The 15,214-nt window shown below is 61.9% G+C and carries 15 protein-coding genes; 10 read left to right on the top strand and 5 right to left on the bottom strand.

What is annotated here, in order from left to right:
* Positions 1-507 precede the first annotated feature (507 nt).
* The 4 genes from lldR (at position 508) to yniD (ending at position 3,177) form a co-directional block, all read left to right on the top strand.
* Positions 508-1,275 (top strand): transcriptional regulator LldR, encoded by a 768-nt coding sequence (gene lldR / locus MC269_RS14310; protein ID WP_239952804.1) that lies wholly within the window; start codon positions 508-510, stop codon positions 1,273-1,275.
* A gap of 18 nt (positions 1,276-1,293) precedes the next feature.
* Positions 1,294-2,481 (top strand): FMN-dependent L-lactate dehydrogenase LldD, encoded by a 1,188-nt coding sequence (gene lldD / locus MC269_RS14305; RefSeq protein ID WP_239952803.1) that lies wholly within the window; start codon positions 1,294-1,296, stop codon positions 2,479-2,481.
* Between the two features lie 44 nt (positions 2,482-2,525).
* Positions 2,526-2,954 (top strand): OsmC family protein, encoded by a 429-nt coding sequence (locus MC269_RS14300; RefSeq protein ID WP_081139213.1) that lies wholly within the window; start codon positions 2,526-2,528, stop codon positions 2,952-2,954.
* Positions 2,955-3,069: 115 nt separating this feature from the next.
* Complete coding sequence (gene yniD / locus MC269_RS14295) at positions 3,070-3,177, top strand: small membrane protein YniD (RefSeq protein WP_094078500.1); 108 nt, start codon at positions 3,070-3,072, stop codon at positions 3,175-3,177.
* A 116-nt stretch (positions 3,178-3,293) separates the two neighbouring features.
* On the opposite strand, the gene MC269_RS14290 is transcribed toward yniD, so the two are convergent.
* From MC269_RS14290 to MC269_RS14280, 3 genes are all read right to left on the bottom strand, one after another.
* Positions 3,294-3,530 (bottom strand): hypothetical protein, encoded by a 237-nt coding sequence (locus MC269_RS14290; protein ID WP_081139216.1) that lies wholly within the window; start codon positions 3,528-3,530, stop codon positions 3,294-3,296.
* Positions 3,531-3,639: 109 nt separating this feature from the next.
* The gene (locus MC269_RS14285) at positions 3,640-3,810 is read right to left on the bottom strand and encodes a hypothetical protein (RefSeq protein WP_094078501.1); all 171 of its coding nucleotides are present in this window, start codon (positions 3,808-3,810) and stop codon (positions 3,640-3,642) included.
* A 118-nt stretch (positions 3,811-3,928) separates the two neighbouring features.
* On the bottom strand, positions 3,929-4,576 hold the full coding sequence (locus MC269_RS14280; protein WP_081139219.1) for a CPBP family intramembrane glutamic endopeptidase: 648 nt from the start codon (positions 4,574-4,576) through the stop codon (positions 3,929-3,931).
* 204 nt (positions 4,577-4,780) lie between these two features.
* On the opposite strand from MC269_RS14280, the gene MC269_RS14275 reads away from it, so the two are divergent.
* A complete protein-coding gene (locus MC269_RS14275) occupies positions 4,781-7,384 on the top strand; it encodes an EAL domain-containing protein (protein ID WP_239952802.1) in 2,604 nt (867 codons plus the stop codon).
* Between the two features lie 267 nt (positions 7,385-7,651).
* Positions 7,652-7,948, top strand: a complete 297-nt coding sequence (locus tag MC269_RS14270; RefSeq protein WP_239952801.1) for an I78 family peptidase inhibitor — start codon at positions 7,652-7,654, stop codon at positions 7,946-7,948.
* Positions 7,949-8,091: 143 nt separating this feature from the next.
* Here MC269_RS14270 and MC269_RS14265 read toward each other — a convergent pair whose 3' ends face one another.
* A complete protein-coding gene (locus MC269_RS14265) occupies positions 8,092-8,340 on the bottom strand; it encodes a biofilm development regulator YmgB/AriR family protein (RefSeq protein ID WP_081139228.1) in 249 nt (82 codons plus the stop codon).
* A 422-nt stretch (positions 8,341-8,762) separates the two neighbouring features.
* Between MC269_RS14265 and MC269_RS14260 the strand changes: the two genes are divergently transcribed.
* The gene (locus tag MC269_RS14260; RefSeq protein ID WP_305802677.1) at positions 8,763-10,031 is read left to right on the top strand and encodes a multidrug efflux MFS transporter; all 1,269 of its coding nucleotides are present in this window, start codon (positions 8,763-8,765) and stop codon (positions 10,029-10,031) included.
* Here MC269_RS14260 and MC269_RS14255 read toward each other — a convergent pair.
* Positions 9,916-13,041 (bottom strand): beta-galactosidase, encoded by a 3,126-nt coding sequence (locus MC269_RS14255; RefSeq protein ID WP_239952800.1) that lies wholly within the window; start codon positions 13,039-13,041, stop codon positions 9,916-9,918. The genes MC269_RS14260 and MC269_RS14255 overlap by 116 nt on opposite strands.
* A gap of 616 nt (positions 13,042-13,657) precedes the next feature.
* Between MC269_RS14255 and MC269_RS14250 the strand changes: the two genes are divergently transcribed.
* The 3 genes from MC269_RS14250 (at position 13,658) to MC269_RS14240 (ending at position 15,116) form a co-directional block, all read left to right on the top strand.
* Positions 13,658-14,355 (top strand): IS1 family transposase gene (locus MC269_RS14250; RefSeq protein ID WP_239952247.1). Its coding sequence is split into 2 segments (ribosomal slippage): positions 13,658-13,907 and positions 13,907-14,355, totalling 699 coding nucleotides; the frame shifts between segments, so codons are not numbered across the junction.
* A 93-nt stretch (positions 14,356-14,448) separates the two neighbouring features.
* Positions 14,449-14,703 (top strand): anti-adapter protein IraP, encoded by a 255-nt coding sequence (gene iraP, locus MC269_RS14245; protein ID WP_239952799.1) that lies wholly within the window; start codon positions 14,449-14,451, stop codon positions 14,701-14,703.
* A gap of 104 nt (positions 14,704-14,807) precedes the next feature.
* Positions 14,808-15,116 carry a PsiF family protein gene (locus MC269_RS14240; protein WP_239955122.1) on the top strand — a complete coding sequence of 103 codons (309 nt, stop codon included), beginning with the start codon at positions 14,808-14,810 and terminating at the stop codon, positions 15,114-15,116.
* Positions 15,117-15,214: the final 98 nt, after the last annotated feature.

Raw genomic sequence — 15,214 nt, 5'->3', positions numbered from 1 at the left:
ACGTTAATTGCTTTATATTTAGCGCGCCATACTTCTATTACAACGACAGTTTGAGGGTTTTCCATTGAGTAATATTGCCCAGGGATCACATGAAGATGTGCTGAAAATCGTTGGCCGCGCAGTCTTAACGCTGCATGTCCACGGTGAAAGCTTATCTGCTGACAAGGTTGTCTCAATGATCGGCTGCTACGCCGAAAACGCAGAACAGAACCAGCAGCCGTTGTTTGCGCTGGCGATGGAGATGATGACGGCGGAAAAGCTGGCGAAGAGCGCCTGACACCGCCGTCCGGTTGCACCAGGCCTCCTTCTGGAGGCTTTTTTATGGGCGCCGCATGCTGAATTGGTCCTACCAATCAAGGCGCGCTTTTCAGCGTATCTCACAGAAGCGCAAAAATTCCCGCCGTGCGGTTGTCTCTCCATAACAAATCATTAACTCTTTAACCCCATACCGACTTTACTTGCCTGTCTGGTCCGACCAAAACAGGCCAACCGCTTCTGGATGGCGCCATGATCGATCCCACCGCGTCTGCGGCCGAGCACCTGGCGGTGCGGCTGCGACGCTATATAGACCAGCACAAGCTGACGCCCGGCATGAAGCTGCCCGCCGAGCGCCAGCTCGCCGCCGAGCTGGGCGTGTCGCGCTCATCGCTGCGCGAGGCGATGCAGCAGCTGGCGAGCAGCGGCCTGCTGATCAGCCGGCGCGGCGGCGGCACCTGGCTGCGTCAGCAGCTGGCGCCCTGGGCGGAACAGCGCATCGTCGCGCCGGTGCGCCAGCTGCTGCAGGACGATCCCGACTACCGCTATGACATCCTCGAAGCGCGGCATGCGATAGAGGCGAGCACCGCCTGGTACGCGGCGCAGCGCGCCACCGAGGCGGACAAAGAGCGGCTGCGGCTCGCCTTTGACGCCACGCTGAAGCTGACGGAGCGTGACGATCCCGACCTCGCCGCGCAGGCTGACGTGCGCTTTCATCTCGCCATCGCCGAGGCGTCGCACAACCTGGTGCTGCTGCAGACCATGCGCGGCTTCTTTGAACTGCTGCAGTCCTCGGTGCTGCAGAGCCGACAGCGCATGTACAGCCAGCCGACCATTTTCGCCCGCCTCACCGAACAGCATCAGCGTCTGCTCGACGCCATTCTCGCCGGCGAGGCGGAAACGGCGCGGCGCACGGTGATGGAGCATCTCGGCTTTGTTCACGCCACCCTGAAAAGCCTGCATGAAGACGAGGCGCGCCAGGCGCGCAGCACGCGTCTGCCAGGCGATGACTCTCTTTAACCGCAAGGAAACCGACCTGTGATTATCTCCTCCGCCTCCGATTATCGCGCCGCCGCGCAGCGTATCCTGCCGCCGTTTCTTTTTCACTACATCGACGGCGGCGCCTACAGCGAGCGTACGCTGCGGCGCAACGTCGAGGATCTCGCCGACGTGGCGCTGCGCCAGCGCGTGCTGAAGAATATGTCCGAGCTGAGCCTGCAAACCCGGCTGTTCGACGAGACGCTGGCGATGCCGGTGGCGCTGGCGCCTGTCGGCCTGTGCGGCATGTATGCGCGACGCGGCGAGGTGCAGGCGGCGCGCGCGGCGGCGCTGAAGGGCATTCCCTTTACCCTCTCGACGGTCTCTGTCTGTCCGATTGAAGAGGTGGCGCCGGCGATCAACCGCCCGATGTGGTTTCAGCTCTACGTGCTGCGCGATCGCGGCTTTATGCGCAACGCGCTGGAGCGCGCCAAAGCCGCCGGCTGCTCGACGCTGGTGTTTACCGTCGATATGCCGACGCCCGGCGCGCGCTACCGCGACGCGCACTCCGGCATGAGCGGTCAGCACGCCGCGCTGCGCCGCTACTGGCAGGCGGCGACGCATCCGCAGTGGGCGTGGGACGTCGGCCTGCACGGTCGCCCGCACGACCTCGGCAATATCTCCACCTATCTCGGCAAACCCACCGGGCTGGAGGATTACATCGGCTGGCTGGCGAAGAATTTCGATCCCTCTATCGCCTGGCGCGATCTGGAGTGGATCCGCGAGTTCTGGGACGGCCCGATGGTGATCAAGGGGATCCTCGACCCTGAGGACGCGCGCGACGCGGTGCGTTTCGGCGCGGACGGTATCGTGGTCTCCAACCACGGCGGCCGCCAGCTGGACGGGGTGCTCTCCTCGGCGCGCGCGCTGCCCGCCATCGCCGATGCGGTAAAAGGGGATATCGCGATCCTCGCCGACAGCGGCATTCGCAACGGGCTGGACGTGGTGCGCATGATTGCGCTCGGCGCCGACAGCGTGCTGCTCGGTCGCGCTTACCTCTACGCGCTGGCGACGCACGGCCAGCGCGGCGTGGAAAATCTGCTCTCGCTGATTGAAAAAGAGATGCGCGTGGCGATGACCCTGACCGGGGCCAACAGCATCAGCGATATCACGCGCAGTTCGCTGGTGGAGGCCGGCGCGTTGTTCAATAGCGCAGCAGACGCGCCGCGTCCGCGTGCCGTTAGCTGAGCCTTGTCTATACTTACTCACTGTTCATCAACAGGAGGAATGCAATGACTATTCACAAGAAAGGATCGGCGCACTGGGAAGGCGATATCAAAGGTAAAGGCAGCGTCAGCACCGAGAGCGGCGTGCTGAGCCAGACCCCTTACGGCTTCAACACCCGCTTCGAAGGCGCAAAGGGCACCAACCCGGAAGAGCTGATCGGCGCGGCGCACGCCGCCTGTTTCTCGATGGCGCTGTCGCTGATGCTGGGCAATGCCGGCCATAAGCCAGAGAGCATCGATACCACGGCCGACGTCTCGCTGGACAAAAAAGGCGAGGGCTTCGCCATCACCAAAGTGGCGCTGACCAGCACCATCAGCCTGCCAGGCATCGACAGCGCTGCCTTTGACGACATTATTCAGAAGGCGAAAGCGGGCTGTCCGGTCTCTCAGGTGCTGAACGCCGAGATCACGCTCGACTATACCCTGAATAATTGATCCAGCAGGTCGCCCTGACGCGGCGACCGCGCTATGCTGGCTGATATCGGTTCGTGCGAACCGCACTGGATGCGCCCTGGGGCGCATCTTTTCTTTCTGCGGAAGGAGGGGAAGCGTGGCGAAATATCTGCCGGCAAAACGACACTGGAAAATGGTGCTGGTGCTGCTCCTTATTTGCGGCGCGTTGATGCTGATCCGCTGGGCGGCGATGATATGGGCCTGAAGGCGTGGATTTGCCGGCACAAGCTGGGCGTATTAGTGATGGTGGTGCTGGCGCTGGAGCTGATCCACTTTCTGCTGACCGCCTCCTGGCTGCCCTGGGTCGCTCACTGAAGCGCCTTACACATATTCACGCTCCTGCTCGCGCCGTTTCGCGCGCACGTCGCTGCGGGCGATGCGGTACGCTTTGCCCGGATCGCCGGCGACAAATTCAAAGGTCGGCGAATAGTAAAACGGCAGCCAGCCGCCGTAGCCGCTCTCCCACTCCCAGCGCACCGGACAGGGCCAGAGAATGCCGTCATACAACAAATAATAAACCCAGCGTCCAGTCGGACGACGGGGGCGTGGTGTTTTCATGGGGATCACAACGATAATAGTTTAAAACAGCTTATATTTTGAACGCTGATGGCGTCGGCTGCAACGTCTGAACCGCCTCTTTTTCACACAACAGCGTTAACAGGTCTGATTAACGATGGACTTCGCCGCACAGCAACACCACGCCAGGCCGGACTTTATGAATACGATCCGCCATGGTTTCGCAGGCCGCTTTGGTCGGGTAAATCCGCTCCGACACCGGCAGGGCATCGCAGGCATCGTGGCCGCAGGCGCTCACTAACAACACAAATCCAATCAACATGGCTCGACTCCTTTACACGGTCTCGTTGGCACGGACTGTGATGCTTATGGTCCTTTTTAACGATCCAGTATAGACAAAGGTGTCGGCGCGGCGTTATCAGCCCGAGCGGTAAATCACCTCAGGAGAAAAACCAGGCGGGCAGCAGGGCGATCAGATTGTTGAGCGTGTGCAGGAAAATCGGCAGTGCCAGGCTATTGCTGCGCAGGCGCGCATAGCAGAGCAGCAGGGAAAAAAGCGTCAGCGCCAGCAGGGTTTCCCAGTGCACATACTGGGTGTGCATCACCGCGAACAGCAGCGACGTCAGCAGCATACAGGCGAAGCGGCTGCGCGGCGCCCACAGCAAAAACGCCTGCAGCAGAAATCCGCGAAACAGCACCTCTTCAAACACCGGCGCCAGCAGCACGGCGGTCAGCAGCAGGATTAGCATCGAATTGCGACCCTGCTGCGCCTGCTCCACCAGCCAGCCTTCCGGCTGTAAAAACTGCGTCTGCGCCGCCATCAGCACAAACAGCACGAGGATAAACAGCAGCGTCTGGCGAATACGCAGCTCGCCCAGCGGCAAATCGTTGCGACGCTGGCAGTAGAAACGGTAGAGCGGGTAGATCACCGCGAATTCAAACAAACAGAGCACCGGCACTAGAAGACCGTCGTTACGCAGCACGCTGTAGTTGGGAAACAGCGTAATCAGCATCGTCACGAGGTAATAGACCACAAAGCTGCCGACGTAGAACAGCGTCAACGTTACTCTGTCGGGATTGGTGTTCATAGACGGCCCAGCCATTGAAGGAAAGCGCATAGTAGCAACGCGCCCGATCCCTGTCGAGGGAGGCGCGCGTACAAACTTAACGCAGGAAATTCCGCCTTCAGGCTAAAACCGCGCCGCCGCGCGCCGATAACGGCTTAAACCTGTTTCGGTCGTCGGCGCCTGGCCGCCGGAACGCATTTTACCGCTTTGCTGTGAGCGCCCCTGATGACTTTTGTTCCACCGGAATCGCCGTCGCGTCCGTTTACGCTGGCGGCTGAACATCGCACGCTGCGCACGACGCGCCGCAGCCTGCGTATTTTTTCGCTGCTGCTGGCGGGCGTGCTGCTGCTCTCTGTGCTGATGGTGATCGCCATCGCCCTGAGACAGGATCGCGACGCCACGGCGCACGATCGCCAGCTGCTGAGCCAGGCGTGGCAGGCGCGGCAGGATACCATGCTGACGGACGTGCGTGACTACGCCTTCTGGGGCGAGGCGTGGCGCAACCTGCACGTCACGTTGAATACGCGCTGGGCCTGGGACGAGGAGAATCTGGGACCGGGCCTCTATAAGGAGTATCACTACGAAGGGGTATTCGTGGTAGATGGCGCCGGCCGCACGCGCTACGCGGTGATCGACGGCAAACGCGCTGACCTGCCGCTGGAGGCCTGGCTCGGCGCGCAGAGCGCCGCGCTGCTGCGCGACGCGCGCCGGCTCGACAACGGGGCCCTGGCGCGCAACGCCGAGATCCAGCGGCAGCCGGCCATCGTGGTGGCGGCGCCCATCTCGATGGGCAAGGTGCCAGGCCTGCCCGCCGTGCCGGGGCCGCCGTCGGTGCTGGTGTTCGTTAACCTCTTCACCCCCGCCAAACTCGACGTGCTGGGCAAGATGCTCGACGTGCGCGCGCCGCGCGCCGCGCTGGACGCCCGCGACGCCCTGCAGCAGCCGCGTATGACGCTGGGGGTCAGGGAGGGCGCGTCAGTGGTGCTGCGCTGGCAGGCGAAGGATCCCGGTTCGCGCCTGCTGGCGCTGCTGCTGCCGATTCTGGCGGCGATGGCGCTGCTGACCGGCTGGATTACGCGGCGCGTCAGCCGCCATGCGCTGCATAACGCGGTGCTCTCCGATCGTCGCTTCGCAATGCTGACGGTTAGCCAGCAGGAGCTGGCGAACAGCGAAGCGCGCTTCCGCGATCTGGCCGAGGCCGCCTCGGACTGGATCTGGGAAACCGACGAGAAAGGGCGCCTTATCTATCTCTCTTCCCGCTTTCATCGCCTCACCGGCCATCAAATTGCCGACTGGACGGGCGAGCATATCGATCGCCTGCTGACCCATCCCAGCCATTCGCTGGTGGCCTGGCTGATGCGTCAGGAGGAGAACAGCTCCTCCGCGCCGCTGCGCTGTCAGTTTCTCAGCGCGCAGGGCGAACGGCGCATCGGCCATCTGGTGGCGAAAACCATCTGGCATAACGGCCGCCGCGCCGGCTTTCGCGGCACGGTGTCGGACATCACGCAGGGCATGGAGGCGGAGGCGCGCATCCAGTTTCTGTCGCGTCACGACGCGCTCACCGGGCTCTCCAACCGCATTCAGCTGCAGGAGTTCCTGACGCGTCATCTGGAGCCACCTCACCTGGCGTCGCCGCTGGCGATCGTCAGCCTCGATCTCGATCAGTTCAAACCGCTTAACGATCACTGGGGCCACGCGGCGGGCGATCAGGTGCTGAATCAGATGGCGCAGCGGCTGCAGCGCGGCGTCGGGGCGCACGAGCTGGCGGCGCGGCTGGGTGGCGACGATTTCGTGCTGGTGCTGCAAGAGGGCGACGCCGAGACGGTGGCGCACCGCTGCACCCGACTGCTGCATGAGGTGCAGCAGCCGATTTTCACCGGTCAGCATGCGCACTATCTGACGGCCAGCATCGGCATCGCCTGCGCGCCGCAGGACGCCAGCCATCCCGAGGCGCTGCTGCGCATGTCGGACATCGCCCTGAACGAAGCGCGTGCGGCGGGACGCAACCGCTGGGTCTGGTACGCCAACAATATGGCCAGCCAGCGCGACCACAAGCGCGATATGGCGCAGCGCATCGAGCAGGCGCTGCGCGACGACGAATTCACGCTGCACTACCAGCCGCGCTATCAGCTGCAAAGCGGCAGGCTGGCGGGTGCGGAGGCGCTGATCCGCTGGCAGCCCGCGGGCGGTCCGCCGATCCCGCCGGATCGGTTTATTCCGCTGGCCGAAGAGAATGGGCTGATCGTGGCGATCAGCGACTGGGTGCTGGCGCGCGCCTGCCGCGACGCCAGCGGCTGGGGCGCGGATCGCTACGTGTCGGTCAATATCTCGCCGGTGGAGTTTCGCACCACCGATCTGGTGGAGCGCGTGGCGCGCGCGCTGGCGAGCAGCGGGCTGCCGGCAACCAGGCTGGAGCTGGAGATCACGGAAAACGTCACCTTTGAACATCCGCAGCAGGCGCTGGAGGTGATGCAGGGGCTGCGCGCGCTGGGCGTGCGGCTGACGGTGGATGACTTCGGCACCGGCTATGCGGCACTCGGCTACCTGAAGACCTTCCCGTTTAACGGGCTGAAGATCGATCGCTCATGGATGAAGGATTTTCCCGAATCGCAGCAGGCGGAGTCGGTGGTGGCGGGCATTATCGCGCTGGCGCACGCCTTTGCGCTGACGATTACGGCGGAAGGCATTGAGACAGAAGCGCAGCTCGACCAGCTCAAGCGGCTCTCTTGCGAAGAGGGGCAGGGCTACTTTTTAGGGCGCCCGATGCCGCTGCTGGCCTTCGCTGCGCTTCTGGACAGCACATCTCATACCACACTGATTCGGGCTTAGCGCACTTTGACCGCCACGGCGGTCATCAGAACGGCAAAGCCCACAAAAATTGCCAGTTCCATCGTTTCCTCCTCAGAAAAGTCCTAATAATTTTAGTGGCTGCGCGCGGGGATTTTAGTCAGGACGTGCGATTTATCCTAAAAAATGCGGCCGGGATCGCCCATTATCACGGGATGGCCGCGCGGGTGAGGGGCCGAAAGGGGTGAAGCGCGCCGCCGGGCTTTGCTACTCTTGGAAGCAAACTCACCACGTTTATGAGGAGACAACGTGAAACATTACGGGAAAACGCTGCTGGCGCTAGGCGTGCTGGCCTTAACTGCCTGCCAGTCAGCCGGTAAACCTGACGCCGCCGCCGCGGGCGCGGATGCGCAAAACGACACCTGTGGCGCCTCGCAGTATCAGAGCTATGTCGGCAAGCCGCTCAGCGCCGTTAGCAGCCTGCGTTTCGACACGCCGGTGCGCGCCATTCCGTGGAACAGCGCGGTGACAATGGACTTTAATCTGCACCGCCTGAATTTCCTCGCGGATAAAAGCGACACTATCACCCAGGTTTACTGCGGCTGAGGCGTCATAAAAAAAGCGACCCATTGTCATGCGGCTGTCATCGCCGACAGCGAGGATAGATTGTGGATAACAGAGATTTCCTCGTCACTCTCAATATGCAATGCTCGTCTTGTTTATTCCCGCTTCGGCGGGAATTTTTTTGCCTATTCCTGCGCGCCCGTTTCCATTAATTGCGCCAGTAGCTGACGATAATTTTCCAGCCGACGCGCATCGCCTTCCACTTCCAGCCGCTGGATCACGCGCGCGATCACCGCTTTATTGGTCGCAGGCTGACCTGCCTCCATTAATTCACGCAGGATCACCGCCAGCAGATCGGACTCCTGCGGAGCATTCCAGGCGGGGCTGTTGAAATAGTCCACAATCGCACGGCTGGCACTGTTTTGAACTCTCATAACCACCTCTGCTAAAGCGACGGCGTAGCGATCACGAGGCGCGGGCGCAGCGTGAAGACTCAGCGTGATGTTAACTGTGAACCTCGCGACAGGATGCGGCGGAGGCGTTAGCGTGGCCAGGACGGCCCACCGACGTCAGCGAAAACTGGCGTTTTTTTAAACATACAACCGACATCAGAACTTGTCAGTAACAGGCTGACATATTTTTTCATCGCTGCTGACATTCTGCTGACTCGCCGCCGCTGCGGCGCTGAAAGCGGCTCAGGATCCACTGGCAAAAGGCGTTAACAGCCTATATGCGTCAGCAAAAAGCGCGTGGCGCAGCGGAAAACGGTTTTTTTCATTTCGTGCCATGTTTTGCCGCTCGGCGGCAAAAGGGCGTTGCTACACTGTCGCCTCCCTCTGTTATCGCCAGCTTGCTCATGCCACGCACAATAGAACCCTGGAAAATCAATCTTATCTCGGTCTGGTTCGGCTGTTTTTTTACCGGCCTGGCCATTAGCCAAATCATTCCTTTTCTGCCGCTCTATATCGAACAGCTGGGCATTTCCGGCGGCGACGCGCTCAGCCTCTGGTCAGGATTGACCTTCAGTATCACCTTTGTTGTTTCGGCCGCCGTCGCGCCGCTGTGGGGCAGCCTCGCCGATCGCAAAGGGCGCAAGCTGATGCTGCTGCGCGCGGCGTTCGGCATGGGGGTGGTGATCCTGCTGCAGGCGTTTGTCACTCAGGCCTGGCAGCTGCTGCTGCGCGCGCTGATGGGCTTAACCTCCGGCTATATTCCCAACGCCATGGCGCTGGTGGCGGCGCAGGTGCCGCGCGACCGCAGCGGCTGGGCGCTGAGCTGCGTCTCTACTGGCCAGATTGGCGGCGTGATCCTCGGCCCGATGCTCGGCGGTCTGCTGGCGGACTGGGTCGGCCTGCGCATGGTGTTTATCGTCACCGCCGCGCTGCTGCTGGTCAGCTTTCTGGTGACGCTGTTTTTGATTAAAGAGACCGGCTACACGCCGGTGAGCAAGAAAGACAAACTGAGCGGGCGCGAGGTTTTCGCCTCGCTCGATAATCCGAAGCTGATGCTCTGTCTGTTCGTCACCACCATGGTGATCCAGATGTGCAACGGCTCGGTTAACCCGATCCTGACGCTGTTTGTGCGCGAGCTGGCGCCGACGGCGGAGAATATCGCCTTTCTCAGCGGGGTGATCGCCGCGCTGCCGGGTATTTCAGCGCTGATCGCCGCGCCACGCCTTGGCAGGCTGGGCGACCGCATCGGCACCCAGCGCATTCTGCTGGCGACGATGGTGGTGTCGCTGCTGCTGCTGATCGCCATGTCGTTCGTCACCAGCGCCACCCAGCTTGGCGTGCTGCGCTTTCTGCTCGGCTTTGCCGACGGCGCGATGATGCCGGCGGTGCAGACGCTGCTGGTGCGCCACTCGCGCGACAATATCACCGGCCGCATCTTCGGCTATAACCAGTCCTTTATGTATCTCGGCAACGTCGCCGGCCCGCTGCTCGGCGCGGCGGTGTCGGCCGTAACCGGCTACCGCTGGGTCTTCTTCGCCACCGCGCTGGTGGTGCTGATCAACGTGGTGCTGCTAAAACGATTTTACCGTCGTCCGCGCACGGTGCTTGAGCCAAAAGGGAAAAGCGCAGCGCATAGCGCCAGCGACGCTGAGTCAACAGAAACTCGGCGCTGACGCTCGGGCTCCAGGAGTCGTCGCCGCCGACGCCCATATGCGCGGCGTCCAGATGAAGCCAGCAGCCCGGCTCCGCGCGCAGCAGATGACGGTGCGAGGTCGCGCGCAGCTGTTCGAGGCTGTAGCGGCCCAGCGCAAAGCTAAAGTCGCCGCCGATCCGCCAGTTTTCCACCTCCAGCCGCTGGGTGGCGCCGCGCAGGCCGTTTTCGCTCGGGAACACGTAGGGCGTATAGAGCGCGTCGAGCGGCAGCTGCCAGCGCGAAAACTGCGCCGCCAGCTGGCGGTCAGGGTAGTTCTCGTGCGGACCCAGCCCCAGCCAGGCGACCTGCTGCGGCGCGGCGGCAAGCTGACAGCGCAGGCCGATGCGCGCGGGCGCGGGCAGACCGGCGGCCTGTTCTACCTCAACCTCCAGCTGCATCTCGCCCTGCGCGTCGATGCGGTAGCGCTTGCGGCTGAGAAACGCCAGCCTGTTGTGCGCGTACCAGCCGTGCAGCACGTTGACCTGTACCGCGTCCGTCAGCGCCTCAGCGCTTAACTGCTCGACGCGGCTTGTCAGGGCGTCGTAGCCGGCCGCTTTCCAGCGCTCTGACCAGGCGTTGGCATCGACGCGCTCCGCTTCGCTGGTGCCAATATCATTATCCAGCGGCGCGCGAATAAAGCAGTCCTGCAGCGGCGACAGCAGCGTCGCCTGCGCATCTGTCATCCACTGCGTTAGCTCGCCGCTGCGGCGGCTAAACAGCCAGCGCTGGCCGCGATGGCGGATGACAACATGCTCGCTATCCTCCTCCAGCGTCGGCGGCTCGCCGCCGGCTGGCTGCGGCGGCAGCGCCAGCGCGGCGGGCAGCGGCCACTGATGCCAGGCGACGCGCCAGTCGGCAACCGACCAGGCGGTGGCGTCGCGCTGATGCACAGCGACGTTCAGCCAGCAGCTGCCCGTCAGATTCTCCACCGGCGGGATCACAATGCGCTGCGCGCCCTGCGGCGCGATATCCAGCGCAACCTCGCCCTGCGCCACCACCTCGCCCTGCTGCTCGACGCGCCAGCGCAGCACCTCGTTATCGCTGCGGCGGAACAGGAACTCGCTGCTGACGGTGAAGCACCAGGGATCGCCCGCGTCCGGCGCGAACTGAAAGAACTGCTGCGCGCGCTGCGCTTCAAACAGCGCCGGATGCGGCGTGCGGTCGGCAAACACCAGGCCGTTCATGCAGAACTGACGATCGTTGGGCTTATCGCCGAAATCGCCGCCGTAGGCCTGCCAGGGCGCGCCGTTGTCGTCGTAGCGCGTCAGGCTCTGGTCGACCCAGTCCCAGACAAAGCCGCCCTGCAGGCGCGGAAACTGGCGAAACGCCTGCCAGTATTTCGCAAAGCCGCCGAAGCTGTTGCCCATCGCGTGGGCGTATTCGCACAGGATCAGCGGCCGGTTTTCGCCAGGCAGGCCGATCCACTTCTTCAGTGACCATTTCGGCACGGCGGGGAAGGGCTGATCCTCGTCGACGCGCGCATACATCGGGCAGAGAATGTCGGTCGACGCGCTGTTGGCGCCGCCGCCCTCATACTGCACCGGACGCGTCGCGTCGGCGCTTTTCACCCAGCGGTAGAGCGCGTCATGGGTGCTGCCGTGTCCCGACTCGTTGCCCAGCGACCAGATAATAATGGAGCAGTGGTTGCGGTCGCGCTGCACCATGCGCGTCACGCGTTCGCTAAAGGCGGCGAACCAGCGCGGGTCGTCCGCCAGGCGGCTCATCGGCTGCATGCCGTGGGTTTCGATATTGGCTTCATCAACCACATAGAGGCCATAGCGGTCGCACAGCCGATACCAGAGCGGATGATTAGGGTAGTGCGAGCAGCGCACCGCGTTGAAGTTATGCTGCTTCATCAGTTCGATGTCGCGCCGCATCGTTGCCTCATCCACCACCTGGCCGTTCTCCGGGTGATGCTCGTGGCGGTTGACGCCGCGTATCAGCAGCGGCTGACCGTTCACACAGAGCAGGCCGTTTTCGATGGCGACGCGGCGGAAACCGACGTCATACGCTTCAACGTCCACCACCTCGCCCTGCGCGTCGAGCAGCGCCAGCGTGGCGCGATAGAGCGCAGGGGTTTCGGCGCTCCAGAGCGCGGGGGCGTCAACCGGCAGGCGCAGTTCGGCGCGTTCCGCATAGTGACCGCGCTCGTCGATGATCGCGCTGCCGAGCGGCTGTTCGAGGGCGCCGATGCGCGCGCCATCGCGCCACAGCGTCAGCCGCAAACGCTGCGTCGGCTGCGGCGCGGCGACGCGCACGCGCGCCACCAGCTCGGCGCTGCGGTACTCGGGGCTGAGCGGCGTCTCCAGCTGCACGTCGGCGAGGTGCGTCGTAGGTTTATGCAGCAGCGACACGTCGCGGAAGATGCCGCTCATGCGCCACATATCCTGATCTTCCAGCCAGGTGCCGTCGCTCCAGCGCAGCACCATCACCGCCAGCCGGTTGGCGCCGCGCGTCAGTGCGGGCGTCAGGTCGAACTCGGCGGGCAGGCGGCTGTCCTGCGAATAGCCGATCCAGCGGCCGTTGCACCAGAGATGGAAGGCGGAGTTGACGCCGTCGAAGATGATCCGCGTCTCGCCAGACGCCAGCCAGCTGTCGTCAACGGTGAATGTGAGCGAGTAACATCCGGTCGGGTTGTCGGCGGGAACCGCAGGCGGCGTCGCCGCAATAGGGTACTGAACGTTGGTATAAATGGGGGCATCATAGCCGTGCAGCTGCCAGTTAGCTGGCACGGGGAGGGTGTCGGCGTCGGGCAGGTCCTGCAGCAGCCAGCTGGCCGGCACCGCTTCTGGCTGGCTGAAGTAGCTAAAGCTCCACTGGCCGTTCAGGCAGCGCAGCGCCGGGGAAGGCTGCTCGTCGCGCGCCGCCGCCTCGCTGCGCCAGCTGGCGAACGGCGGATGCGCGTCAAGACGATGGTGGCCGGTGACCACCGGATTTTCCCAATCGCGGCGGGAAAGGATCTCATTCAGTGAAGCCTGCAACAGTGACATAGAAACGCCCTCAAAATGTATTGCGCTCACAATGCGTCTTTTGCCCTGCGCTGTAAAGAGGATCGGCGGCGTCAGCGGTGAATTTTGCGGCCCCGATCGGGTAGCAGACGCCGCCGGATGCGATTTTTTTGCCACTTTCGTGCCAGTAAATCGTTAAGCCTGGTATGCAATGGTTAATACCACGCGTAGTCAGAGAATTCTCTCTTGTCGCCTCTTTTGGCCGCTCATACACTCAGCGCGTTTTCCTTCACTCTGAGGTTGTTATGGTACGTATTGTCAAACTTGCCGCAGTCGTGGCGCTGGTCACCGCGCTGAGCGGTTGTCTTTTCCCGCCTCCGGGTGGTGGTGGCGGCTGGGGTGGCCCAGGTGGCGGCGGCGGCGGCTGGGGCGGCCACGGTCACGGATTTGCTGACCCGCGTTAATTCCCCCTCACGCTCTTTTATTCAGGGCGAAAAGGTTTACCGTCTCGCTTTATTAACGGCAAAACCTTTCGCCTGTTTTTACTCGCCGCCTTCTCTCCTTTTATTCGCCAAAATCCCGAGAAAAAAGAGCAGGAAAAGCGGTAATGCTGCCAACTTACTGATTTAGTGTATGATGGTGATTTTAAGGTGCTTGCGTGGCTTCCATTTCCATCAGATGTCCTTCCTGCTCCGCTACTGAAGGCGTGGTGCGTAACGGCAAAAGCACTGCCGGACATCAGCGCTATCTCTGCTCTCATTGCCGTAAAACATGGCAACTACAGTTCACTTACACCGCCTCTCAGCCCGGTACGCACCAGACAATCATTGATATGGCCATGAATGGCGTCGGATGTCGCGCCAGTGCACGCATTATGGGCATTGGCCTCAACACGGTTTTACGTCACTTAAAAAACTCAGGCCGCAGTCGGTAACCTCGCGCATACAACCGGGCAGTGATGTGATTGTCTGCGCTGAAATGGACGAACAGTGGGGCTACGTCGGTGCTAAGTCACGTCAGCGCTGGCTGTTTTACGCGTATGACAGGATACGGAGGACGGTTGTGGCGCACGTCTTCGGTGAACGCACTCTGGCCACACTGGAGCGTCTTCTGAGCCTGCTGTCGGCCTTTGAGGTCGTGGTATGGATGACGGATGGCTGGCCGCTGTACGAATCACGCCTGAAGGGAAAGCTGCACGTTATCAGCAAGCGTTACACTCAGCGCATTGAGCGACATAACCTGAATCTGAGACAACATCTGGCAAGGCTGGGACGGAAGTCACTGTCGTTCTCAAAATCGGTGGAGCTGCATGACAAGGTCATCGGGCATTATCTGAACATAAAACACTATCAGTAAGTTGGAGTCATTACCGGAAAAGCCGCTAAAAACGCTGTTGTTTTATTTTAGCGGGTGATAACTTCGCTCTTTATTTAGCCATGGGACAAGGGCATGAAGAACCTTATCGCAGAACTCCTGGTAAAACTGGCGGCAAAAGAAGAAGAGTCAAAAGAACTGGTGGCTCAGGTTGAGGCGCTGGAAATTATCGTTACCGCGATGCTGCGTAAGCTCGAGCCCGAACAACAGCACGCCATCGCCGCCGGTATCGATCACGCCATGCACAACGCGGGTGCCGATACCAGCAGCGAAGATGCGCTGCTGCTGCGCAACTACCTCGATAAACTTCTGAATCATCCACGCGTCTGATCGCTGCCGCAGTGCGATCGACACTGCAAATTCGTGCGAAATTTCACCGCTGCCTTTATCGCATGCCAGAATTAACGAGGTTAACTATCAGGGGAGTGCAGATGATGAAAGGGTATATAGCGGCTGTCGTGATGGCCGGTGTGCTGGCTGGCGGCATGAGCGTGGCGCAGGCGGCGGAGAAAACCGCGCAGCAGCAAAAAATGGCGCAGTGCAATCAGCACGCCAGCACGCAAAATCTCAAAGGCGACGCGCGTAAATCCTTTATGAGCGAATGCCTGAAAAAAGAGAGCAAGCTCTCCGGCATGACGCCGCAGCAGATGAAAATGAAAAGCTGCAACGGCGAGGCGGGCGATAAAAAGCTCAGCGGCGACGCGCGTAAAACTTTTATGAGCAGCTGCCTGAAAAAAGCCTGACCCCTGCGTCACACGGCCGCGCGCCGGCTGTGTGACGCTTCCTCTCGCGCCATTCACACTTGCTAAAACTTTAAACCGGCTGCTTAACAACGGCTTAG

This window comes from Pantoea sp. Z09 (assembly GCF_022394795.1).
GTDB classification, from domain to species: Bacteria; Pseudomonadota; Gammaproteobacteria; order Enterobacterales; family Enterobacteriaceae; genus Pantoea; species Pantoea latae.
The sequence above is the reverse complement of the archived record's forward strand: the minus strand, read 5'-3'. Positions and strand labels throughout refer to the sequence as shown.